Origin of the sequence: Curtobacterium sp. MCBD17_034, from assembly GCF_003234515.1 — a bacterium.
Lineage (GTDB): Bacteria > Actinomycetota > Actinomycetes > Actinomycetales > Microbacteriaceae > Curtobacterium.
Genome location: NZ_QKTN01000001.1, coordinates 242711 through 264940, shown reverse-complemented (window position 1 = coordinate 264940; position 22230 = coordinate 242711). Strand labels below are relative to the sequence as shown.

Annotated in this window: 19 protein-coding genes; 16 read left to right on the top strand and 3 right to left on the bottom strand. The window is 73.6% G+C overall.

Annotated features, from left to right (window positions below; genetic code table 11):
- Positions 1 to 182: 182 nt before the first annotated feature.
- Positions 183 to 1457, bottom strand: coding sequence for an FAD-binding protein (locus DEI92_RS01310; protein ID WP_111012076.1), 1275 nt, complete (start codon positions 1455 to 1457; stop codon positions 183 to 185).
- Positions 1458 to 1715: 258 nt separating this feature from the next.
- On the opposite strand from DEI92_RS01310, the gene DEI92_RS01305 reads away from it, so the two are divergent.
- The 9 genes from DEI92_RS01305 (at position 1716) to DEI92_RS01265 (ending at position 11262) form a co-directional block, all read left to right on the top strand.
- Positions 1716 to 2309 carry a TetR/AcrR family transcriptional regulator gene (locus DEI92_RS01305; protein WP_181434587.1) on the top strand — a complete coding sequence of 198 codons (594 nt, stop codon included), beginning with the start codon at positions 1716 to 1718 and terminating at the stop codon, positions 2307 to 2309.
- Positions 2310 to 2461: 152 nt separating this feature from the next.
- Positions 2462 to 3391: an AraC family transcriptional regulator gene (locus DEI92_RS01300; protein ID WP_181434586.1), complete on the top strand. Its 930-nt coding sequence runs from the start codon at positions 2462 to 2464 to the stop codon at positions 3389 to 3391.
- 241 nt (positions 3392 to 3632) lie between these two features.
- Complete coding sequence (locus DEI92_RS16395; protein WP_111012074.1) at positions 3633 to 5048, top strand: hypothetical protein; 1416 nt, start codon at positions 3633 to 3635, stop codon at positions 5046 to 5048.
- Positions 5049 to 5131: 83 nt separating this feature from the next.
- Complete coding sequence (locus tag DEI92_RS01290) at positions 5132 to 6808, top strand: hypothetical protein (protein ID WP_111012073.1); 1677 nt, start codon at positions 5132 to 5134, stop codon at positions 6806 to 6808.
- Positions 6809 to 6925: 117 nt separating this feature from the next.
- The gene (locus DEI92_RS01285) at positions 6926 to 7690 is read left to right on the top strand and encodes a DUF4129 domain-containing protein (protein ID WP_146244048.1); all 765 of its coding nucleotides are present in this window, start codon (positions 6926 to 6928) and stop codon (positions 7688 to 7690) included.
- A complete protein-coding gene (locus DEI92_RS01280; protein ID WP_146249069.1) occupies positions 7687 to 8190 on the top strand; it encodes a hypothetical protein in 504 nt (167 codons plus the stop codon). The genes DEI92_RS01285 and DEI92_RS01280 overlap by 4 nt, the downstream gene beginning before the upstream one ends.
- Positions 8187 to 9257 carry a MoxR family ATPase gene (locus tag DEI92_RS01275; RefSeq protein ID WP_258369854.1) on the top strand — a complete coding sequence of 357 codons (1071 nt, stop codon included), beginning with the start codon at positions 8187 to 8189 and terminating at the stop codon, positions 9255 to 9257. The genes DEI92_RS01280 and DEI92_RS01275 overlap by 4 nt, the downstream gene beginning before the upstream one ends.
- Positions 9258 to 9400: 143 nt before the next feature.
- Positions 9401 to 10705: a DUF58 domain-containing protein gene (locus DEI92_RS01270; protein ID WP_146249068.1), complete on the top strand. Its 1305-nt coding sequence runs from the start codon at positions 9401 to 9403 to the stop codon at positions 10703 to 10705.
- Positions 10702 to 11262 carry a hypothetical protein gene (locus tag DEI92_RS01265; RefSeq protein ID WP_111048158.1) on the top strand — a complete coding sequence of 187 codons (561 nt, stop codon included), beginning with the start codon at positions 10702 to 10704 and terminating at the stop codon, positions 11260 to 11262. The genes DEI92_RS01270 and DEI92_RS01265 overlap by 4 nt, the downstream gene beginning before the upstream one ends.
- 20 nt (positions 11263 to 11282) lie before the next feature.
- Here DEI92_RS01265 and DEI92_RS01260 read toward each other — a convergent pair whose 3' ends face one another.
- Positions 11283 to 12185 (bottom strand): LysR substrate-binding domain-containing protein, encoded by a 903-nt coding sequence (locus tag DEI92_RS01260; RefSeq protein WP_111010253.1) that lies wholly within the window; start codon positions 12183 to 12185, stop codon positions 11283 to 11285.
- Positions 12186 to 12353: 168 nt separating this feature from the next.
- On the opposite strand from DEI92_RS01260, the gene DEI92_RS01255 reads away from it, so the two are divergent.
- The 5 genes from DEI92_RS01255 to DEI92_RS01235 all read left to right on the top strand — a co-directional run bounded on the left by DEI92_RS01255 (position 12354) and on the right by DEI92_RS01235 (position 19961).
- The gene (locus DEI92_RS01255; protein WP_111012069.1) at positions 12354 to 15851 is read left to right on the top strand and encodes a bifunctional proline dehydrogenase/L-glutamate gamma-semialdehyde dehydrogenase; all 3498 of its coding nucleotides are present in this window, start codon (positions 12354 to 12356) and stop codon (positions 15849 to 15851) included.
- Between the two features lie 75 nt (positions 15852 to 15926).
- Entirely contained in the window at positions 15927 to 16343 is a 417-nt protein-coding gene (locus DEI92_RS01250; RefSeq protein WP_111012068.1) for a GNAT family acetyltransferase, read from the top strand.
- 3 nt (positions 16344 to 16346) lie between these two features.
- A complete protein-coding gene (locus DEI92_RS01245) occupies positions 16347 to 17306 on the top strand; it encodes a DMT family transporter (protein ID WP_111012067.1) in 960 nt (319 codons plus the stop codon).
- Positions 17307 to 17468: 162 nt separating this feature from the next.
- Entirely contained in the window at positions 17469 to 18644 is a 1176-nt protein-coding gene (locus DEI92_RS01240) for a pyridoxal phosphate-dependent aminotransferase (protein WP_111012066.1), read from the top strand.
- A gap of 228 nt (positions 18645 to 18872) precedes the next feature.
- Positions 18873 to 19961 carry an acyl-CoA desaturase gene (locus DEI92_RS01235; protein ID WP_111012065.1) on the top strand — a complete coding sequence of 363 codons (1089 nt, stop codon included), beginning with the start codon at positions 18873 to 18875 and terminating at the stop codon, positions 19959 to 19961.
- A 12-nt stretch (positions 19962 to 19973) separates the two neighbouring features.
- On the opposite strand, the gene DEI92_RS01230 is transcribed toward DEI92_RS01235, so the two are convergent.
- Positions 19974 to 20282, bottom strand: coding sequence for a hypothetical protein (locus DEI92_RS01230; protein WP_111012064.1), 309 nt, complete (start codon positions 20280 to 20282; stop codon positions 19974 to 19976).
- A gap of 165 nt (positions 20283 to 20447) precedes the next feature.
- On the opposite strand from DEI92_RS01230, the gene DEI92_RS01225 reads away from it, so the two are divergent.
- Positions 20448 to 21356 (top strand): ABC transporter ATP-binding protein, encoded by a 909-nt coding sequence (locus DEI92_RS01225; protein ID WP_111012063.1) that lies wholly within the window; start codon positions 20448 to 20450, stop codon positions 21354 to 21356.
- Entirely contained in the window at positions 21353 to 22222 is an 870-nt protein-coding gene (locus DEI92_RS01220; RefSeq protein ID WP_111012062.1) for an ABC transporter permease subunit, read from the top strand. The genes DEI92_RS01225 and DEI92_RS01220 overlap by 4 nt, the downstream gene beginning before the upstream one ends.
- Positions 22223 to 22230 lie beyond the last annotated feature (8 nt).

Genomic DNA, 22230 nt, shown 5'->3' with positions numbered 1-22230 from the left:
CCTGCGTCCCGGTTCTCGAGAACGCCGCCTGTTCCCGACACTCGCTGTCGTTCGACACCGGTCGAGTCGCCTGATGCGGCTGCATCCGACGCACGAGCATGCGTCGACGGTCCCGCGGTCGAACGACAGCGGCACCGTCGGATGTCACGGAAGCCGGGCAGCCGGGCGGCGGGCGCCCTCGCTCAGCCGAGCACCTCGGTCAGGAACGGGTTCCGGAACCGCCGCTCGGGGTCGACCCGGTCGGCGAGCGCCGCGAACTCCCCGAGGCGCGGGTAGACCACGTGGAGCTGCTCGGCCGGCATCGCGGTGACCTTGCCCCAGTGCGGCCGGGCGTCGAACGGGGCGAGCGCCGCGTCGATCAGGGGCAACACGGCCGCGACGCCATCGGGGTCGCGGTGGAACGTGAAGTGGAACGCGACCGAGTCCCGCTCGCTGCTCGGGGCGAGCCACGCGGTGTCGGCGGCGACGCGACGGATCTCGGAGACGTAGAGCACGGGCGCCATGGCCTCGCCGATGCCGCGCAGGGCCTGGATCGCGGGGACCGCGTCCGACGCGGGCAGCAGGTACTCGCACTGGATCTCGGCACCGGCACTCGGGGTGAACGAGGATCGGAAGTGCGGGAGCCGCTCGTGCCACGGGCCGGGCACGCCGGCCTGCTCGGTCACGCCGGCGTTGTCGGACCCGGGGACGGGGTGCAGCGGCGAGGTCGAGGGCATGGCGCCGAGGTCCTCGAGGTCCACCACGGGGTCGTCACGGTCGACACGGCGCTTCGTCCACACCTGCCGGATGCCGTCGTGGACGTACCCGGTGAACATGCTGACGCTGTACCCGGCGGACATGACGTCCTCGAAGCGGGCGTCGACGACCTCCCACGGCAGGCCGGTGTGGATGCGCTGGGCCACGTCGAACCGGGGCTCGATCGCCAGGTGGACGGCGGTGACGACGCCGAGTGCGCCGATGCCCACCCGGTGGGCGTCGAGGTCGGGGTGGTCGGCATCGAGCACCTCGACGTCGCCGGACGCACGGACGATCTCGACACCGACGACGCTCGACGCGAGCGACGCGTTCCGGACGCCGGATCCGTGGGTGCCGGTCGCCACGGCGCCCGCGACGGAGATGTGTGGCAGCGATGCGAGGTTGGCGAGGGCGAACCCGGCCTCGTCGAGGGCGGCGGCAGCGCGCGCGTGGGTCAGACCGGCGGCGACACGGGCGACCCGCCGCTCGCTGTCGATCTCGATGACCTCGGGCATCGCGCCGAGGTCGATCTGCACGCCGTCGGTGTCGGCGACGAGGTTGAAGGAGTGCCGCGAGCCGAGCGCCGTCACCCGGGGGTTGCTCGTGACGGCGGTGCGGAGCTCGTCGAGGGTGGTCGGCCTGACCACCTCGCGAGCCCGGTAGGTGACGTTCCCGGCCCAGTTCGTGCGGAGGTCCGCGCCGGTGGTCTCGATGGTGCTCATGCCGCTCCTCCGCGGGTCGGGCGTCGCGGGTGAGCGCTCACCCGCGGTGGTGCACACGGTAGTGCAGCCGCTCCGACGCTCGCCACCCCGACCGCCACACGTGGAGGAACGTCGCGGCCGGCGCGGTCGCGGTGACGGTCGGAGGCCAGGACCAGCGTTTCCTGGATGATCGACGCCGGTCCCCGCTCATCACGGACAGGCGGGGCACGCGCTCAGCGCTCGTCCCTACCATCGGGGGCGCACCGCACACCCCACACCATGACGCCTCCTCCTCTGAACACCACCATCCTCGAACGGCAGCTCCGCTCGAGGCTCCTGTCGAGCGCGGACCGACTGTTCGACCGGAGCGGGTTCGGGCCGGTGTCGGTGGGGCGGATCGCTCGTGACGCCGACCTGCCGCTCGAGACGCTGCGGCGCGAGTTCCCGACGAAGCACCAGCTGGTCGTCGCCGTCATGGAGGCCCGGCACCGTTCCTGGGTCGCGGACCTGACCGCCGCGGTGTCCGTGTTCACCGACCCGCGTGACCAGATCCTCGCGGTGTTCTCGTACCTCGAGGCGACCTTCCGGCAGCGCTCCTACCGCGGTTGCGCCTTCATCAACGGCTACGGGGAACTCGGCCGGCGGAATGCGGACGTCGCGCAACTGGCGGACGAGCACCTGACCTGGTTCGAGCGGTACCTGGCCGAGCTCTGCGACCGGGCGGGGCTGCCGGGTCACCTCGCGCACGCCGTGTCCCTGCTCGCGGAGGGCGCGCAGGTCGAGGCGGCCATCCACGGGTCGGTCCGTCCCGCGTCGTCCGCTCGGTCAGCGGCCGCGATGCTCATCGCCGTGTACACGGTCGAGGGTCACTGAGGCGCTGAGCCCGTCGGACGCGCCGTGCGTCCTCCCGGGGCGATGGCCGGCTGTGCGGCCCGTCCGCGCTCTTCGGACAGCGTCGACGAATTGTTTGCATGCATGTGCGACACTGCGCGCGGTGGATGATGACTGACGACCGCGCATCCCGCGTGCGCAAAGACCTCCGAGGAGCCGACCTCGACGAGGCACGCGACGTACTCGCTGCGGAGTACGCCGGAGCATCGTGGCGCGCTGAACGCACCGCCGACGACTTCGACTTCCGGTACAGCGTCGTCGGCGACGACCACCTGACGTTGCGGAACGTCCGCTTCCACGGCCGCCTCGAGGGCGAGATGCCGCGCGGGGACGACTACGTGGTCCAGTGGATCACGTCCGGTACGGGCAGGCTCGACCTGGGGCGCGACGAGGTCGACCTCCTGCCGAACCGGCCCCGCATCTGGCCGTCGGACCGCCCCTTCCGGTTCGCCTTCGAGGACTACGACCAGAAGCTCGTGCAGATCAAACGAACCACCGTCGAGGAGGTCGCGGCCGAGCGCGGGCTCGACGCGCCGACGGTCCGGTTCGACCACACGGCGGAGCCGAGCGACCGGGCGATGCAGCTCTGGCGGGACACGGTGTCGCTCATCTCGAAGACGGTCCTGGACCGCGAGGCCAGCCCGCTCCTCCAGGCCGAGATGGGTCGGCTCGGAGCGGTCTCGTTCCTCGAGCTGTTCCCGCAGCAGACGGACGGGCTGCCGCGCGATCTGCTGCTCCCCCGGAACGCGCACATCCGCCGCGCCGTCGAGTACGTGCACGAGAACGCGCACCTGCCGATCACGAGCACCGACCTGGCGCAGGAGGCCAACCTGAGCCTCCGGGCGCTGCAGCAGGCGTTCCAGCGCCAGTTCGACGTCACCCCGAACACGTACATCCGGGAGGTCCGCCTCGACCGGGTGCACGCGGAGCTCCGTGAGCGGAGTGCCACGACGACGACGATCGCCGAGGTCGCCAACCGCTGGGGCTTCCTGCACCTCGGCCGGTTCTCGGCGGCCTACGCGGCGCGGTTCGGGGAGTACCCGAAGGAGACCCTCCGGCACTGACCGGCCCGCTGCCGGCACCACGCCGCGGGAGCCCGGCGTCGGCCCGGGAGCCACCCGCGCTCGTGGGTCCACACGCTCGCGCGCCTGCGTCCGCGCGGCACGCTCCGCGAGCGGCGGGCGTCGTCGCGCCCGCCGCTCGGAGAACCTGAGAGATCCCTGGCATTCGTCGACCCGCTCACGAGCCGGAGTACATTCCCTGACAACCACTCAGTCGTGCGCAGCCAGATCAGGAGGTGAGCGCATGGACAAGCCGTTGCGCGCACCCAGGATCGCGCTCGTCCGGCTCGCCCTGCTCGGCACCGTCGTCGCAGCGGCCTTCGTCGTGCTCGGACTGCTCCTCGGGGCGAAGCCGGCCTCGGCGGCCGAGACGACCCCGGGCACGACCTCGTCGCACTCCCTGCTCGGCGCCGTGGGGAACACCGTCAGCGGTGTGGTCGACGGCGTCGGCACCGCGGTCCAGCCCGTGACCCGCCCCGCAGCACCGGCTCCGGCCCCGGCGGCGCCCGCTCCCGCAGCTCCTGCGCCCCGCCCGGCAGCTCCTGCGCCCCGCCCGGCAGCCGCCGCGCCCCTCCCGGCAGCCCCGGCCCCGAGTGCGCACAGTCCGGCCCCCAGCACCCCGGCCCCGAGCACGGCGGTCCCGATCAGCTCCGCGCCGAGCAGGTCCGCGGGCAGCACGCCCGCTCCGGGCAGCACCGCGGCATCGACCACTTCCGGCGCAGCGACGACCCCGAGCAACCGGCCCGCACCCGCCGGCGCGAGCACGCACACCGGTACGAGCACGACGCCCACGGCCGACCGTGGGACGCGCGGCACGCTCGGCGCGACGGCCGGCACCCTCGACGGGGCCCTCCGGCCGGTCGCGGGTGTCCTCGGGTCGCGGCCGGTCGGTGCGCTGCCCGTGGTCGGACCCGTCCTCGGCGACGGCGCCCTCGGGTCCGTGACCGCTCCCGTGACGGGCCTCGTCGACGGCGCGCTCGGAGGCGCCGGCGCGGCTGTCAGCGGACTCCCCGGTGCGGTCGACCCGGTCACCTCGCCGGTCCTCGACCCGGTGGTCGGCCCGGTGCTCGGCGCGGTCTCCCCCGTCGTCACACCCGTCCTCGGGGGCATCGGCTCCGTGGTCGATCCCGTGCTCGGCGGCATCGCCCCGGTCCTCTCGCCCGTGACGTCGACCCTCCCGCCCGCGACCACCGTCCTCGACCCGACGACCCCGGTCGTGGGTCCGGTCCTCCCCGTGGCACCCGGCCAGGGTCAGCCCGGTGACGGCCAGCCCGCCCAGGGTCAGCCCGGCAGCGCGACCGACTCCGCCGTGGCCGACAGCACGCTCGTCCGCTCGGGCGCGGGCGCGGGAACCTCGGCCTCCAGCGCATCGGGGCTCGGCACGACGGACTCCGTCCCGACCGTCTCCACCGCTGGCGGGACCCGCCCCGGCGACGCGACCCCGGTCCTCCCGGCAGCGCCGGCCGCACCGACCGCCCCCGCGGCCCCCACCGGGACCACCGGTGGCAGCAGCGCCGCCGCCGGTGGTGCGCCCACCACCCCGGTGGCGACCATCTCGACTCCCGCGTCCGTCGTCCTGGCGGCCGGCCCGATCCTCCCCACCGGTGACGACGTGCTCCCCGCATCCGTCGTCGCCGGCCACGACGTCGCTCCTGATTGAGCCCGACGCACCTGCCCCGCTGGCAGGACGCGTCATCGCCGCACACGCGGCGCACCAGTCTCGATCACATCAGGAGCACGACCATGAACAAGTACGTCTCGAGAGGGCTGTGGTTCACCCTCTTCGTCAGCGGTCTCTCGCTCGGGGGCGGGCTCGCCGCCCACGCCGCCGAGACCACGGGGACCGACGGCATCGCCTCCGGCACGCAGGTCGCAGGGAGCTTCGGCCTCCCCGTCTCCGTCACCGGTGACGCCGTGAGCGTCCTCGGGGACGCGACCAGCACCTCCACCGCGCCGGCGGCGTCCGCTCCGGCTGCGCCCGCACCGGCGGCGCCCGCATCGGCTGCGCCCACGTCCTCGTCGGCGTCCACCTCGGGCTCCGGTGGCATCGCGTCCGGCACGCAGGTCGTGCCGACCGTGAGCGTTCCGGTGGACCTCGGCTCGACGGCGGTCGCGGTCGGCGGTGACGCGACCAGCGCACCCGCTCCGGCCGCAGCCCCGACTCCGGCGGCCGCCTCCGCGTCGGGGGCGACGGCTCCGGCGGCTCCCGCCGCCACCACCTCCGGTTCCGACAGCGTCCTCGGCGGCACCCAGGTCGCCCCCGACGTCGCCGCACCGATCACGGCCACCGGGGACAGCATCGCGGTCCTCGGGGACGCCACCGGCACCAGCTCGGGAGGCTCGGCACCGGCCGCGAACGCCGGGTCCACCCCGGCGTCGGGGTCGGGTCCGACCACCTCGGGTTCAGACGGGACGGCCTCGGGGACGCAGGTCGCACCCGTGGTCAGCGCACCCGTCACCGTCGGCGGCAACGGGATCGCGCTCCTCGGCGACGCCAGCTCCACCGGCACCTCGGGCAGCGGCACCTCCGGCACGACCGGCAACGGTGGCAGCGGTGCCAGCGGCAGCACCACAGGGTCCGGGTCGACCGGCGGGAGCAGCACCGCCACCTCCGGCTCGGACGGGACGGCCTCGGGGACGCAGGTCGCACCCGTGGTCAGCGCACCCGTCACGATCGGCGGCAACGGGATCGCGCTCCTCGGCGACGCCCGCTCCACCGGCACCTCGGGCAGCGGCACCTCCGGCACGACCGGCACCGGCACCAGCACCAGCACCAGCACCGGCAGCACGGACACCGGCACGACCCGCGGCACCACCACCTCCGGCTCGGACGGCACCGCGTCCGGCACCCAGATCGCCCCGGTGATCAGCCTGCCGGTCACCATCGGCGGTACCACCGTGGCGGTCGGCGGCAACAGCACCACGACGCCGGACCCCACCACGCCTGCCGAGCCGACGAACCCGGTCGTCACGGATCCGACCAGCCCGGCCGATCCGACCAGCCCGGCCGACCCGACCAGCCCGGCCGACCCGACCAGCCCGGCCGAGCCGACCAGCCCGGCCGAGCCCACCACGCCGGTGGGCACCACGGACCCCGCTGACGGCACCGACCCCGTGTCGACCACGTCGGCCGGGAACGACCCGACCGCCACGACGGGGGACGAGGGCACGGTGACCGGCCGTGCCGCGGGCATCGTCCCGGCCACGGTGGTCTCGACGGCTCCGGCCGCGGCGATGACCGGCACCGCCTCCACCACCGGCACGGTCGCCGCGGTGGCGACCACCGCCTCCACGGCAGCGCTCGCGTACACGGGGTCGACGGGCATCGCGGTCTTCGGCGGGATCGGACTGCTGGTCCTGCTCGTGGGACTCGCGCTGCTGTTCCTGCACCGCGAGTCGGTGATCCGCAGCCGCCGCTGAGCCGCCGCTGAGCCGCGGCGATCCGCTCGAGTCGAGCCGCGATTCGGACTCCGAGCCGGGGAACGTCCCGGTTCGGAGTCCGATTCGCGGCTCAGACCCATGGGCTACCGTGCTGCCATGAGGGCCAGCGCGGGCGCGAGTGGATCCGGACGGCGGTCCCCCGCGGTCCTGGTGGTCACGATCGTGTCCGCGTTGCTCGTCGTCGCGGCAGCGGCGTTCGCCGGGCCGCTGCGGTTCGGCGGACCACGATGGTCCCCGACGATCGCGCTGCCGACCGCCACGACCGCACCGGGACCGACCGCGGCGACCACCCCGACGGCGCAGCCCGGCGCCGCCGGACACCGCTCGACCCTCCACGTCGACCTGACCTGGCCACTGCTGATCGCCGGCCTGGTCGTGCTCGCACTCGTCGTGGTGCTCCTGGTCCGCCTGCTGGGACGGCGGCGACGTGGCGGAGCCGAGCCGGGCCTCCCCACCGGCCTGCTGACGGACGACGTGTCGGACGTCGACGTCCCGACCACGGCGGCCGCGATGCGCACGGTGCACCGCGGCCTCGCGCGCGCGCTCGACGTCATCGACCAGGACCGACCGGCGTCGGACGCGATCACCGCCGCGTGGCTCGGCCTGCAGGAGGCCGCCGAGGATGCCGGCTACCGGCGGCAGATCGCGGAGACCCCGACCGAGTTCACCGCGCGGGTGCTGCTCCGGCTCGAGCTGGACCGGAACGCCGTCGGGACGCTCCGGGACCTCTACGTGATGGTGCGGTTCGGCACCACGCCGGCCGGGCCGACCGAGGTGCAGGCGGCCCGCGTGGCGCTGCGGACGCTGCAGGAGCGGTGGCCGGGCGGGACACCCACCGCGGCCTCGGAGCAGCGCCGGTGAGCGGCCCGGCGGTGGGACTGCCCGCTCGGCGCCGGGTCGTCGAGGTGGTCGTCGTCGCGGTCGTCGTCGGTGCCGCAGGGTGGTTCTTCGGACTCCCGGTGCCACAGGCCGTCGTCGTCGCGGCCGTGATCACCGCGGTCGGGTTGACCTGGTCGGCGGTGCGCGACGACGAACGGCTCACGTGGCCGGCGCCGCCCACGGAGGTGGTCCTCGGAGCGCGCCGCGATGTCCAGGCGCTGGCGTGGTCCCTGCGCTCACGCGGCGGGGTGCCCGAGCGACCCGTCGTGCGCCTCCGCGCGGCCGCAGGCCACCTGCTGCTCGTGCACCACGGGGTCGACATCGACGACCCGGAGGCCCGACCCGCGGTCGAGCGCCTGCTCCCGCCCGACGTCGTCCGCGTGCTCCTGAGCCCGCGGCACCCCGAACTCGACCTCGCCACGTTCTCGTCCCTCCTGATCGCCGTGGAGGCGCTCGGGGAACCGTCCGGAAGGCTCCCGTGACCGATCAGACCGCCGACACCACCACCCCCAGCCCGCTGTCCGTGGCCGAGGTCGCCCGGCTCAGCGCCGCCGTCCTCGACGCCGTCGGGACCGCCGTGGTGGGCATGCGGGAGCCCCTCGAGCTGGCGTTCGCGAGCATCCTCGCCGGCGGGCACGTCCTGTTCGAGGACGTGCCCGGGCTCGGCAAGACCCTCGCGGCACGGTCCCTGGCGCAGGCGTCCGGGCTCGACTTCCGGCGCCTGCAGTGCACGCCGGACCTGTTGCCGGCGGACATCACCGGCTCGTTCGTCTACGCCCCGAGCACGGCGGAGTTCGTGTTCCGGCCCGGCCCGGTGTTCACGGGGCTGTTCCTGGCCGACGAGATCAACCGGACGTCGCCGAAGACCCAGTCGGCACTGCTCGAGGCGATGGCCGAGGGGCAGGTCACCGTCGAGGGTGACCGCTTCCCGCTGCCGCGGCCGTTCCACGTCGTGGCGACGTCGAACCCGATCGAGTACGAGGGCACCTACGCCCTGCCCGAGGCGCAGCTCGACCGCTTCATGGTGCGTCTCGCCGCTGGCTACCCGAGCAGGACCGAGGAGCAGCGCGTGCTCCTCAACCGCGTCGACCGCCAGCGCGAGGTCGCGACGGTGCCGGCGGTGATCAGCGGGGCAGATCTCCTGCGCATGCAGGCGACGGTGGAGCAGGTGCACGTCGACGAGGACATCGCGCTGTACTGCGTCGACCTCGCCGTCGGCACACGGGAGCACCGCGACGTCCAGGTCGGGGCCTCGCCGCGCGGTGCACAGGCGCTCCTGCTCGTCGGACGCGCCCGCGCGGTGATGGCCGGCCGCGACTTCGTCACCCCCGAGGACGTCAAGACCGCCGCCGTCCCGGTGCTCGCCCACCGACTCTCGCTCACCCCGCAGGCCTGGGCCAACGGCGTCGATCCGGCGACCGTCGTCCGGACGGTGGCCGGGCAGGTGGCGGGGCCGCCCGCGGTGGCCTCGGGTCGGGGCGCCGGCACGGGTGGCGGCATCGGCACGGGTCGGGCGACGGACGCCACTGCCGGTCGGGAGGCCCGGTGAGCGACGACGACGGATGGCACCTGCCCGTCGGAGTCCCGTCCGGAGCTGTCCCGTCCGGAGGGGCGCCGTCCGGAGCGCTGCTGCCCGGAGGGGCGCCGCCCCGGTCCTCGTCCGCCGCCGGGCCCGAGGACGCCACGCCCGGCGTGCGCTCGACGGACCAGGCGTACCGCGTGCGGTGGGTGCCGAACCCGCCGATCACCGCTGCGATCGCAGCCGCGGTGTTCCTCGCCGGGCTCGCGCTCGTGACGGCCCGCGTCGAGTTCGCCCTCGTGGCCGCACCGCTGCTCGTGATCGCCGCGCTCGGGCACGACCCCGCTCGCGGCCGCGCGGGTGTCATCCGGACCCGAACCGCGGTGCGACCCGAGGACAACGGGCGGGGCGTCGTGGTCGACGTCGAACTCCGGGCACCCCAGGTCGCCGAGGCGGTCGCCGTCGTGGCCACCCTCGCCGACGGATCCACCCGGCGTGTCCTGGTCACGCCGTCCACCGCGGCGGCACTCCGCGGGCCGGTCACGGTCCTCCACTCCGGGCCGCAGGCCGTGGTCCGGCTCGACCTCGCGCTCATCGCGCAGGGCGGCACCGCGGTCACCCTGCCGGAGGAGGGACCGACGCTCCGCGCGGTCGTCCCGCCACCGCGCCTGCGGATCGAACAGCTGCCCATGCCGCACCGGCTCGTCGGCACCACGGGGACCCACGAGTCGAGCAGCCGCGGCGACGGCGGGGAGTTCCGCGACCTCGCGCTCTTCGCCCCCGGGGACCGGCTCCGACGGATCGACTGGCGACGAACGGCACGACGAGCGCAGCAGCCCGGCGAGCTGTACGTGCGGCGCACGTCGTCCACCGCCGACGCCGTGGTCGTCATCGTGCTCGACGACCGTGACGACGTCGGGCCGGACGTCACCCGCTGGTCCGGTACCGCGGGACCCGAGCGGAGCGCGACGTCGCTCGACCTCGCCCGCGAGGCCGCCACCACCCTGGCCTCGGCGTACATCGGCGCAGGCGACCGAGTGGGCTTCCGGGACCTCGCCGGTGCGGTGACGGGCATCGAACCCCGCGGAGGCGTGCGGCAGCTCGACCGCCTCCGCTCAGCGACGGCACGAGCGGTCCCGACGAGCGACACCCCGGGGGCGGTGCGCGCGCCGACCGTGCCCGCGGCCTCGCTCGTCGTGGTGCTCTCGACCTTCCTCGACGACCATCCCGCAGCGATGGCGATCACCTGGGCGGCGACCGGCCGCCGCGTGGTCGCCGTCGACGTGCTCCCGCCGCTCGATCGCTCCGACGCGGACCGGCAGGAGCGCGTCGCGTCGCGGCTCGTCGAGCTCGAACGCCGGGTCCGGTTCGATCGGATGCGAGCGGCCGGGGTGGAACCGATCACCTGGCGGACCGCCGACGGGACGCCGCCCGCGGTCGCCGTGCGGCTGCTGAGCAGAGCGAGGCGGCGGCCATGAGTGCGGAGGCGAGCCGGGCCTCCCGGTCGTTCCCCCATGTCGGACGTGGCCTGCCGGCGTGGGTGTTGACCGCGCTCGGTGTCGTCGCGGGCCTCGGTGGGGCGTGGGTGGCCGTCGGTCCGAGCGGGTGGTGGTTCGCACTCGCGGTGGCGCTCGTCGCCGCGTCGGCGGTGTTCCCGCGCGGCCCGTTCACCGCCGGACTGGTCGTGCAGCTCGCAGTGGCCGCCGTCGCCGGGGGTGCCGGGGCTGGATGGGGTCCGCTTGCAGTCGTGCTCCTCAGCACGCACCTGATCGTCGCGGTCGGCATGGTGGCGTCGGTCGCACCCCGGCGAGCCCTCGTGCAACTGCGGGCACTGCGGCCGTCGGCACTCCGGTTCGTCGCGGTGCAGGCGGGGACGCAGCTCGTGGCGGCCGTGGTGCGCATGGTCGGGGTCCGTGGCGGCGCCGATGACGGCATCACGTGGATCGCCGTCCTCGCGGCGGTGGCGATCGTCGCGGTCGCGGTCGCGGTGCTCGTCCCGGCGCTCGGCGGGAGTCGTCGGTCGTCGGACGGCTGAGGGTCGCCCGCGTCGTCCGGTCATGCCCGGAGCTGCCGTGCCGCCGCCTCCAGGGTCCGCCGCAGCGCTCGGAGCGCCGGGGAGCCGGCCCCGGCTTCCCGCTGTGCCGTGAAGACGGTCCGCTGCGGACGCCCGGGGAGCGGCACGAGGCGGCAGGTGGTGCTCCGGCCGGTCCACACGAGGTCCGGCATGAGCGCGACCGCGTTGCCGGACTCGATGAGGCGGATCTGGGTCTGCAGGTCCGGCGTCTCGTACCGCACGTCGGGTTCGAACCCCGCTGATCGGCACACCTGCTCCGCGAAGTGTCGTGATGCGGCCCCGCGCGGCTCCATGACCCACGGCATGGCGGCTGCGCCGAGCAGGTCGTCCACCGACTGGTCGAGTGCGTCGACCGGCGGGAGCGCCAGGCGCACGGCGTCGCGGGTCAGGTCCTGGCGGTCCAACCCGGCGTGCCACGCGGCGGCATGCGCCGGGTACTGCTCGGCGATGACGAGGTCGAAGTCCCGGACCCACGTGGCGCGCAGGGCGCTCTCCGGTTCGTGCTGGACCATCTCCACGCGGACGTCGGGGTGGGTGCGGGCCATGGCGCGGAGGGCCGGCGGCATGAGGGCGAGCGCCGCGGACTGGAACACCGCCACGCGGACCCGCCCCTGCACGCTCGGAAGTGACTCGTCGAGCGCACCCTGGGCCCGTTCGAGCACGTCGAGCACCTCGCTCGCCGCGGCGACGAGCACCTCGGCCTGCGGGGTGAGCTGCAGACGCCGCCCGGCGGGTCGGAGGAGCTCCAGGCCCGTTTCGCGCTCGAGGGCGTTCAGCTGCTGGGACACCGCCGACGGCGTGAAGGACATCGCCTCGGCGACGGCGGCGATCGTGCCCCGGATGGCGAGTTCGCGCAGGATCACCATGCGCCGGACGTCGAGCATGCGGACTCCTCGTGTGGGTGTGTGGACCGTGGGATTTCACTGTCGCTGGATCGCGACCAGTGCGTGGGGCCACCTGTCACGCCTGTGGATAACCCGGTAGGAACGCTACCGATAACCGTGAACCAACCGTCACTGGTGCTACCGCAACCGGAGCCCGATACTGGGCGCATGACCGACCTCGCCACCCCACGGCACGACATCGACGGCGCCGCCGCGGATCCCCTCGTCGACGCCACGATCGTGCTCGTCCGTCGGTGGCTCGCCGAGGCCGACGGCCACCCCGTCGACGGTTCGGCTGCTCAACTCGCGGGCGTGCTCCGCGACCCCAAGGGCCTCGCGTTCACCGTCGGCTTCGTCGACGGCGTGGTCAGGCCGGAGGACCGGACCGTCGCCGCCCGGACGCTCCGTCGGATCGCGCCGGACGTCCCCACGTTCCTCCCGGCCGCCATGCGTGCGCTCGTGCGCGCCGGTGGCGGGCTCGCCCCGGTCCTGCCGGACGTCGTCGTGCCGATCGCGCGCCGCGTGCTCCGGCGGATGGTCGGGCACCTGATCATCGACGCGTCCGACTCCGCGCTCGGGCCGGCGATCCAACGGGTCAAGCGCGAGGGCGTGCGCCTCAACATGAACCTGCTCGGCGAGGCGGTCCTCGGCGAGCGCGAGGCCGCGCGTCGACTCGAAGGCACCGAGCGGCTCCTCGCCCGCGACGACGTCGACTACGTGTCGATCAAGGTGTCGTCGACCGTGCATCCGTACTCGCCCTGGGCCTTCGACGAAGCCGTCGCCGACGTCGTCGCCAAGCTCCGCCCCCTGTTCGCCCGAGCGTCCGCCGCCTCCCCTCACAAGTTCATCAACCTCGACATGGAGGAGTACAAGGACCTCGACCTGACGATCGCGGTCTTCACGACGCTGCTCGACGATCCGGCGTTCCTCGACCTCGAGGCCGGGATCGTGCTCCAGGCGTACCTGCCGGACGCGCTCGGCGCCATGCAGCGGCTCCAGGAGTGGTCCGCGGCACGCCGCGCCCGCGGTGGCGCCGGGATCAAGGTCCGGCTCGTCAAGGGCGCGAACCTGCCCATGGAGCAGGTCGAGGCCTCGATCCACGGCTGGCCCCTGGCGACCTGGCACACCAAGCAGGACTCCGACACGAACTACAAGCGCGTGCTCGACTGGGCCCTCACGCCGTCGCGCATCGCCAACGTCCGGGTCGGGGTCGCCGGGCACAACCTGTTCGACATCGCGCACGCCTGGCTCCTGGCCGGGGAGCGCGGGGTGCAGAGCGGCATCGAGTTCGAGATGCTCCTCGGCATGGCCCAAGGGCAGGCCGAGGCCGTCAAGCGGACCGTCGGGGGTCTCCTGCTCTACACGCCGGTGGTGCACCCCAGCGAGTTCGACGTCGCGATCGCGTACCTGATCCGTCGCCTCGAAGAAGGCGCCTCGCCGGACAACTTCATGTCCGCCGTGTTCGAGCTGTCGACCTCCGAGGCGCTGTTCGAGCGCGAGGCCGACCGGTTCCGCGCGTCACTCGCTCCGCTCGCCGAGTCCGGCGGCCTCGAGGCTCCTGCTCCGCATCGGGTCGCCGACCGGTTCGCGGCAGTTCCGCGGCCGACCCTCGGGCACTTCGAGAACACGCCGGACACGGATCCGTCGGTCGCCGAGCACCGCGTGTGGGCGCGCGGCGTCATCGAGCGGATGTCCACGAGCACGCTCGGCGTCGACGCCGTGCAGGAGGCCCGGATCACCGAGCCGGACACCCTCGCCGCCGCCCTGCAGCGCGTGCGCGAGGCAGGCTCGACGTGGGGATCGTGGTCCGGCGAGGACCGAGCGAGGGTCCTGCACGCCATCGGTGCGGCGCTCGAGGCGCACCGCACCGAGCTGGTCGAGGTCATGGGGGCCGAAGCCGGCAAGACGATCGACCAGGCCGACGTCGAGGTGTCCGAGGCCGTCGACTTCGCGCACTGGTACGCCGAACTCGCGCGGTCGCTCGATGAGGTCGACGGTGCCCGGTTCGTCCCCGCTGCGCTGACGCTCGTGACGCCGCCGTGGAACTTCCCCGTCGCGATCCCGGCCGGGTCGACGCTCGCGGCGCTGGCGGCCGGATCGGGAGTCGTGCTCAAGCCCGCCGGTCCGGCCGAGCGCTGCGGCGCGGTGCTGGCCGGTGTCATCGGCGATGCACTGGCCGCCGCGGGCGCGCCCGCCGACGTGCTCGCGCTCGTGCAGGTGTCGGAGGAGGACCTCGGCCGAGACCTCGTCGCCTCCCCACTCGTCGATCGGGTGATCCTCACGGGCGCGTACGAGACGGCGGAGCGCTTCCGGTCCTTCCGGCCCGATCTGCCGCTCCTCGCCGAGACGAGCGGCAAGAACGCGATCATCGTGACGCCGTCCGCGGACCTCGACCTCGCCGTCAAGGACGTCGTGCAGTCCGCCTTCGGGCATGCCGGGCAGAAGTGCTCCGCAGCGTCGCTCGTCGTACTGGTCGGCTCGGTCGCCCGGTCGAAGCGGTTCAAGCACCAGCTGCTCGACGCGGTGTCGTCCTTGACCGTCGGGTACCCCTGGGACCCGACGACGCAGATGGGCCCGATCATCGAGCCAGCCAGCGGCAAGTTGCTCACGGGCCTGACCGAGCTCGGCCCTGGCGAGACGTGGCAGCTCCGGCCCGAGCAGCTCGACGATCGCGGTCTGCTCTGGAGCCCCGGGGTGCGCGGTGGGGTCCGGCGCGGATCGGACTACCACCGCACGGAGTACTTCGGGCCGATCCTCGGCGTCATGACCGCGGACACCCTCGACGAGGCCATCGACATCGTGAACGAGGTCGACTACGGACTGACCTCGGGGCTGCACGCGCTCGACCCCGCCGAGATCGGCGCATGGCTGTCGCGGGTCGAGGCCGGGAACCTCTACGTCAACCGGGGGATCACGGGCGCGATCGTCCGGCGGCAGCCCTTCGGCGGGTGGAAGCGATCCGCCGTCGGGCCGGGCACCAAGGCCGGGGGTGTCAACTACCTCATCGGTCTCGGTTCGTGGGAGCCGACCGCGGCGAGCGCCGGTGATGCGGTGACGTCCGCGGCCGTGGCGCGCCTCCAGGCTGATGCCGGTGCTGGGCTGTCCGAGCCGGACCGTGCGCTGCTCGCGCGCGCTTTCCGGTCCGACGCGCACGCGTGGTCGACGCTGTTCGGCACCGCCGCGGACGTCTCCGGGCTCAGCGCCGAGCGGAACGTGGCCCGGTACCTGCCGTGGCCGGAACCCGTGCTCGTCCGGCTCGTGGCGGGTGGCAGCGTCGCGTCGCTCGTCCGCGTGGTCGGTGCGGCGGCTGCCGCGGGGGCGGTGGTCGCGGTCTCGGTCGACCCGGAGTGCACGCTCCCCGAGGCCGTGCGGACCGCACTCCGCGCCGAGCCCCACGTGGGATCGGTGGCCGTCGAGTCCGCCGAGGCGTTCCACGCCCGTGCTGGCCGACTCGGCGGCGGGCGGATCCGGCTCATCGACGGGGACGCCGAGGCCGTGCGTGCCCTCGCCGTCGCGACGAACGGGAGGCCCGACCTCGCCGTGTACGCCGGACCGGTCACCGAGGCGGGCCGCATCGAGCTGCTGCCGTTCCTGCGAGAGCAGTCCATCGCGATCACGGCCCACCGGTTCGGGACGCCGAACCACCTGTCGGACGGGCTCATCTGACACGCTGTCGCTGGCTCCCCGCGCCCGAGCGGAGAAGCCGTGCACGAGAGGATGGCCGCAGAAGGAGTGTGTGCGATGGAGATCCGTTCGTTCGAGGACACCGACACCGAGGCCGTGGTGGCGCTCTGGAGTGAGGCCGGGCTGACCCGCCCGTGGAACGACCCGCACGAGGACGTCCGCCGCAAGCAGACCGTGCAGCCCGAGATGTTCTTCGTCGCCGAGGACGCCGGGCGGATCGTCGGCGCGGTGATGGCGGGGTACGACGGGCACCGCGGCTGGATCAACTACCTGGCGGTCGGAGACGACCAGCGCGGCACGGGACTCGGTCGCGCGCTCGTCGAACGCGCGGAGGGGGCGCTCCTGGCGCTCGGGTGCCCCAAGGTGCAGCTCCAGGTCCGGCCCGACAACACCGGGGTCGTCGACTTCTACGAGCACCTCGGCTACGCCCCGTACGAGGCCGTCAGCATGGGGAAGCGCCTGATCGAGGACTGAGTCGTGCGCGATCCTCGCGACACCGGCCGAGCCGTTCCCCGCTCGGCCCGTTCCGGCAGCGTCCTGGTCGCACTCGGCGCCGCACTCTGGGGCACCGGTGGGGTCGCGGGCACGATCGTGGCCGCGGACAGCGCAATGTCCTGGCCGGCGATCTCGGCGCTCCGTCTGCTCGGCGGCGGAATCGTCATGCTCGCGGTCACCGCGGCGATGGGCGGCCTCCGGCGCGTGCCGCGCAGCCGGGAGGCCCTGGGGCACGTCCTCCTGACGGCCGTCCTGACCGGCGTGTACGGCACCGCGTACTTCGAGTCGGTCTCGCTCGTCGGCGTCGCGGTGTCGACCGTCATCTCCCTCGGGGTCGCGCCCGTGGCGGTCGCGGTCGCCACGGCACTGCACGAGCGCCGGCCGCCCCGCGCCACGGTGGTCCTCGCGCTCGCCACCGCGGTCGTCGGGCTCCTGCTCGTCAGCGACGTCTCGGGCTCCGAGCCCGGGGCCGGCAGCGCGAGTGTCTCCGGCGCCGGCGTTGCCGTCGGGTCCTCGAACACGGTCGGCGTGCTGCTCGCGCTCGTGGCCGGGCTGGCGTTCGCGGGGACCTCGATCGTGAACCGGCGTGTGATCCCGGGTCTCGGGCCGTCGACGCTCATCGCCGTGTCGTTCACCCTCGCCGGGGTGCTGTCCGCCGTGTTCGCGCTGTGCACCGGGTTCCACCTCGCGAGCGCGGGGCCCTCGGCGTGGGGCGGGGTCGCGTTCCTGGCGCTCGTGCAGACCGTGCTCGGGTACCTGGCGTTCTACGGTGGACTCCAGCGCGGGGTCGCGGCGACGACCGCGGCGGTGCTGTCACTCGTGGAGCCGCTGGTGGCGACCGTGCTGTCGGTCGTGGTGCTCCAGGAGCCGCTCACGGTCGCGGGTGTGGTCGGCATCGTGCTGCTCCTCGTCGCGGTGGTGCTGGTCCGCCCGCCGCGCTGACCTCCCCAGGAACCGCTGGTTCCCGCGGAGCCGGTCGCCGAGAACAGGCGGAAGGGCTCGGGCTCGGGCGGGCGGCGAGCGGCGAGCGGCCGAAGGGCTCGGGGGCCGGAACCTGCCGGCGGCTGAGGGAGAATCGAGTGCCCGCAGCATCCGGAGGTCCCCATGCAGCTCTCGCACCGCGCCCGCGCCGTCGCACCCTTCTACGCGATGGAGTTCGGCAAGCAGGCGGCAGCCCTCGAGGCCGAGGGCCACGACGTCGTCAAGCTCAGCCTCGGCGAGCCCGACTCCGGCGCACCACCCGCCGTCCTGGAGGCCCTGCGCCAGGTGGCCGACGGACGGCCACTCCCCTACACGGCCGCGTTGGGCCTCCCGGCGCTGCGCGCGGCGATCGCCGCGTTCTACCGGACGCAGCACGATGTCGAGATCGACCCCGCGCGGATCGTCGTGACGGCGGGCGCGTCGGCGGCGTTGCTCCTCGCGACGGCCGCGCTCGTCGACGCCGGTGACGAGGTGCTCATGGCGGACCCGTCGTACCCCTGCAACCGCGAACTGGTCGAGACGTTCGGGGGACGGGTGACCCTCGTCCCGACGACCGCCGAGACGCGGTTCCAGCTCGACGACGACGCCGTCCGGGCGAACTGGACGGAGCGGACCACAGGCGTGATGATCGCGACGCCCTCGAACCCGACGGGCACCTCGATCCGTCCCGAGGACCTCGCGGCGATCTGTGCGACGGCGCGGGAGCGCGGCGCGTGGCGGATCGTGGACGAGATCTACCTCGACCTCAGCGACCCGGACGAGCAGGGTCGGCGTCCGCGCAGTGTGCTGTCGATCGATCCCGACGCCATCGTCGTCAACAGCTTCTCGAAGTACTTCGGCATGACGGGGTGGCGTCTGGGTTGGTGCGTCGTGCCCGAGGAACTCGTGCCCGTGACCGAACGCCTGGCGCAGAACTACTTCCTGTGCGCGTCCGCCCCGGCGCAGGCGGCGGCACTCGCGTGCTTCACCCCGGAATCGCTCGCCGTGGCGGAGGCGCGGCGAGCGGAGTTCGCCGCGCGGCGGGCGGTCGTGCTCGACGGCCTCGCGCGGATCGGCCTCCCCGTGCCGGTCCCGCCGGACGGTGCGTTCTACGTGTACTTCGACGTGACCGGGACCGGACTCAGCTCGTGGCAGTTCTGCGAGCGGGCGTTGCACGAGGCGCACGTCGCCCTGACGCCGGGCCGCGACTTCGGAGTCCACACGGCGGAGTCGCACGTCCGGTTGTCGTACGCGGCGTCGATGGACGCACTGCACGAGGGTCTGGCGCGCCTCGGCCGATTCGTGTCGTCCTTGGGCTGATCGGCGGCACCGGCCCGCGACACAGCGGGCACCCGGGCTTTCGGGACGGCAGCGAGGACCGATCGGGGTACGGGCGAGCCAGGCCGACTCAGGGCGCATGGACAGCGAACGCGCATCTCGTCCCCCTACGTTGACGCCAACCTCGCACCCGCGGGGGAACCCGCAGGAGCCGGCCGAAGGGCCGCTCCCCCCACGGAAGCAGTCGCCCTGACGACCACCGATCCGACCGTGCCGCGCATCGTCCGCACGCGTCCCCGCTCCGGCACCACCAGCGGCACGTCGACGTACTCCTCGATCCTCGCCCAGGTCAAGGAGCAAGGCCTCCTCGGCCGCCGCATCGGTTTCTACTGGGCGCTGTTCGGCGCCCTCATCGGGTCGCTCGGGGTCGTGTGGGCCGCGTTCGCGCTCCTCGGCCACTCCTGGTTCCAGCTCATCGTCGCGGCCGCGCTCGGCGTCCTGTTCACCCAGTTCGCGTTCCTGTCGCACGAAGCCGCGCACCGGCAGGTGTTCGCATCGCACAAGTGGAACGACCAGGCGGGCCGGTTGCTCGGGACCTTCCTCGTCGGGCTGAGCTACTCCTGGTGGATGAACAAGCACACCCGGCACCACGGGAACCCGAACACGGTCGGCAAGGACCCGGACATCGCGCCGGACACCATCCGGTTCCGTCCCGAGGACGCCGCCGCGGCGCGCGGTCCGCTCCGCTTGCTCGTGCGGGTCCAGGGGTACGCGTTCTTCCCGCTCCTCACCCTCGAGGGCATCAACCTCCACTGGCTCGCGGTCCGCTCGGTCGTGACCGGCGCCGCGACCAAGGCGGACGCCCGACACCGCTGGATCGAGGGCGGTCTCCTGGCGGCCCGCTTCGGCATCTACCTGACCGTGGTGTTCTGGTTCCTGCCGCTCGGCATGGCGTTCGCGTTCCTCGGGGTGCAGCTCGCGGTGTTCGGCGTGATGATGGGCGCCTCGTTCGCCCCGAACCACAAGGGCATGCCGGTGCTGGCGCACGACGCCCAGGTCGACTTCTTCTCGCGACAGGTGCGGACCTCCCGGAACATCCGCGGCGGCTGGTGGGTGTCGTTCCTCATGGGCGGCCTCAACTACCAGGTCGAGCACCACCTGTTCCCGAGCATGCCGCGGCCGGCGCTCAAGCAGGCGCGCCTGTTGGTCCGCGATCACTGTGCGACGCTCGACGTGCCCTACACCGAGACCACGCTCGTGCGGTCCTACGGCATCGTCGTCCGGTACCTCAACGAGGTCGGCCTCGCCGCGCGCGACCCGTTCGCCTGCCCGCTCGTGGCCGAACTCCGGGTGCGCTGACCGCCCTCGGGTTCACTCCCCGAACAGGATCTCCAGCAGGGCGACCACCACGACGCCCGCGATCGGCACGCCCGCGATGAGCAGTCCGGCGCGGACCTGCGTCCGGTGGATCGTCCTCCGACCGCCGGACGCCTGGGCGACCTGGGTCGCGGCGACGAGCTCGGGTGCCGCGGCGGGCGGAACGGGCGGCGGAGCAGGGCGGTCGTCCTCGAACGCCGGGATCTCGATGACGACCTCGGCGGGATCCACCGCCGGCGGCAGATGCGCGAAGCGTGCGACCTCCTCGGGCGCCGGTGCGCGATCTCGCTCGTCCTCGGCCATCGGTCGCTCCCCTCGTCAGCCACAGCGTGCCAGGTCCTCCACACGCTCGTCGAGTGCCGAGTCGATCCACATCCGCGCCGATTGACCCTGCCGGAGCGACCCGTTCCTCCCCTATGGTGAGTGCCACCGCCGCACAGGCGCGGGAGCCAGGGGGAGGGCGACGACGTGATCGACGTTGCAGGACTGACGAAACACTTCGGCGCGACGACGGCCGTGCAGGACCTGACGTTCACGGTGCAACCGGGGCTCGTGACCGGGTTCCTCGGGCCGAACGGCGCGGGCAAGTCGACGACCATGCGGCTCATGCTCGGGCTCGACCGTCCCACCGCGGGCTCCGCCACCATCAACGGCCGTCGCTACGCCGACCACCGCGCGCCCCTGCACGAGGTCGGCGCGCTGCTCGACGCCAAGGCCGTGCACCCGGGGCGGAGCGCGCGAGCACACCTCCGAGCCCTCGCCGCGACGCACGGCATCTCGCAGGCCCGCGTCGACACGGTGATCGGCCTGACCGGGCTCGACAGCGTGGCGGGCAAGCGCGTCGGCGGGTTCTCGCTCGGCATGGGTCAGCGCCTCGGGATCGCGGCTGCGCTGCTCGGTGACCCGGCCGTCGTGATCCTGGACGAGCCGGTCAACGGCCTGGACCCCGACGGCGTGCTCTGGGTCCGCGGCCTCGCCAAGCACCTGGCGTCCGAGGGCCGGACCGTGTTCCTGTCGTCCCACCTCATGAGCGAGATGGCGCAGACGGCGGATCGCATCGTCATCGTCGGCAAGGGTCGGCTCCTCGTCGACGAACCCATGGCGGCCCTGCTCGCGCGATCCGGGTCGTCCGTCGTCGTCGCCGGCCCGGCGCTCGATCCGCTCACCGAGGCGGTCGCGCGGGGCGGCGGACGCGTCCAGCAGGTCGCCCCGGACCGCTTCGAGATCACCGGGCCGGACGCGGCATGGATCGGCGACTTCGCGGCGGAGTACCGACTCGTGCTGCACGAACTCACGCCACGCTCCGCCTCGCTCGAGGAGGCCTACCTCGCGATGACCCGAGACGAGACCGAGTACGTGTCAGGAGGCGCGCGATGAGCGGCGTGGAGATCGGGACGTCCACCGAGCGGGCAGCGTCGACCGCTCCCCGCTCCGGCGTCGCCGCCCGGTTGACCTTCGGCGGTCTGCTCCACGCCGAGTGGATCAAGCTCTGGACGCTCCGGTCGACGTACTGGTGCTTCCTCATCGCGGTCGCGCTGACAGTCGGGTTCGGTTTCCTCGTCGCGATCGCGATCTCGAGCACCGGGATCGGCGACACCGGCAGCCGCGCGGGAGCCACCTCGGCACTCGCGCAGGCCGCGACCGGCGGCACGAGCATCGCGGAGCTCGTCGTCGCGGTGCTCGGCGCCCTGATCGTGACCGGCGAGTACGGCACCGGGATGATCCGTACGACGTTCCTCGCCGCGCCCCGCCGGTTCGACGCCCTCGGTGCCAAGGCGCTCGTGTTCGTCCTCGTCGCGTTCGGGGTCGGGATCGTCGCGGTCGCGATCAGCACCGGGATCGCGATCGCCGTGGTCACCGGCGCGGGCCTCCACCCGGACCTCGGCGAGCCGGGTCTGTGGGGCGCGTTGCTGGGCGGAGCGGGAGCGCTGGCACTCGTGGGGCTGCTCGCCGTCGGGATCGGGATGCTCGTCCGGAACTCGGCCTTCGCGATCACGCTCTCGGTCGGCATCCTGTTCGTGCTCCCGATCATCATGAGCATCCTCAGCGGTGTCACCCAGGCGCATTGGGTGACCGACCTGATCGCCTACCTGCCGAGCCAGGCGGCCTCGACGATGTCGTCGTACGACCCGCACGGCCTCACGTCGTCGCTCGACCCCTGGCAAGCCGCGCTCGTACTCGGGCTCTGGGCCGGGGTGTTCGTCGGTCTCGGCGTGCTCGCCGCCGAGCGCCGAGACGCCTGACCGGAGCT

Coding starts and splice junctions, on each gene's coding strand:
- DEI92_RS01310 (WP_111012076.1), bottom strand. CDS start 1,457: ATGAGCACCATCGAGACCACCGGCGCGGACCTCCGCACGAACTGGGCC.
- DEI92_RS01305 (WP_181434587.1), top strand. CDS start 1,716: ATGACGCCTCCTCCTCTGAACACCACCATCCTCGAACGGCAGCTCCGC.
- DEI92_RS16395 (WP_111012074.1), top strand. CDS start 3,633: ATGGACAAGCCGTTGCGCGCACCCAGGATCGCGCTCGTCCGGCTCGCC.
- DEI92_RS01290 (WP_111012073.1), top strand. CDS start 5,132: ATGAACAAGTACGTCTCGAGAGGGCTGTGGTTCACCCTCTTCGTCAGC.
- DEI92_RS01285 (WP_146244048.1), top strand. CDS start 6,926: ATGAGGGCCAGCGCGGGCGCGAGTGGATCCGGACGGCGGTCCCCCGCG.
- DEI92_RS01265 (WP_111048158.1), top strand. CDS start 10,702: ATGAGTGCGGAGGCGAGCCGGGCCTCCCGGTCGTTCCCCCATGTCGGA.
- DEI92_RS01260 (WP_111010253.1), bottom strand. CDS start 12,185: ATGCTCGACGTCCGGCGCATGGTGATCCTGCGCGAACTCGCCATCCGG.
- DEI92_RS01255 (WP_111012069.1), top strand. CDS start 12,354: ATGACCGACCTCGCCACCCCACGGCACGACATCGACGGCGCCGCCGCG.
- DEI92_RS01250 (WP_111012068.1), top strand. CDS start 15,927: ATGGAGATCCGTTCGTTCGAGGACACCGACACCGAGGCCGTGGTGGCG.
- DEI92_RS01240 (WP_111012066.1), top strand. CDS start 17,469: ATGCAGCTCTCGCACCGCGCCCGCGCCGTCGCACCCTTCTACGCGATG.
- DEI92_RS01230 (WP_111012064.1), bottom strand. CDS start 20,282: ATGGCCGAGGACGAGCGAGATCGCGCACCGGCGCCCGAGGAGGTCGCA.
- DEI92_RS01220 (WP_111012062.1), top strand. CDS start 21,353: ATGAGCGGCGTGGAGATCGGGACGTCCACCGAGCGGGCAGCGTCGACC.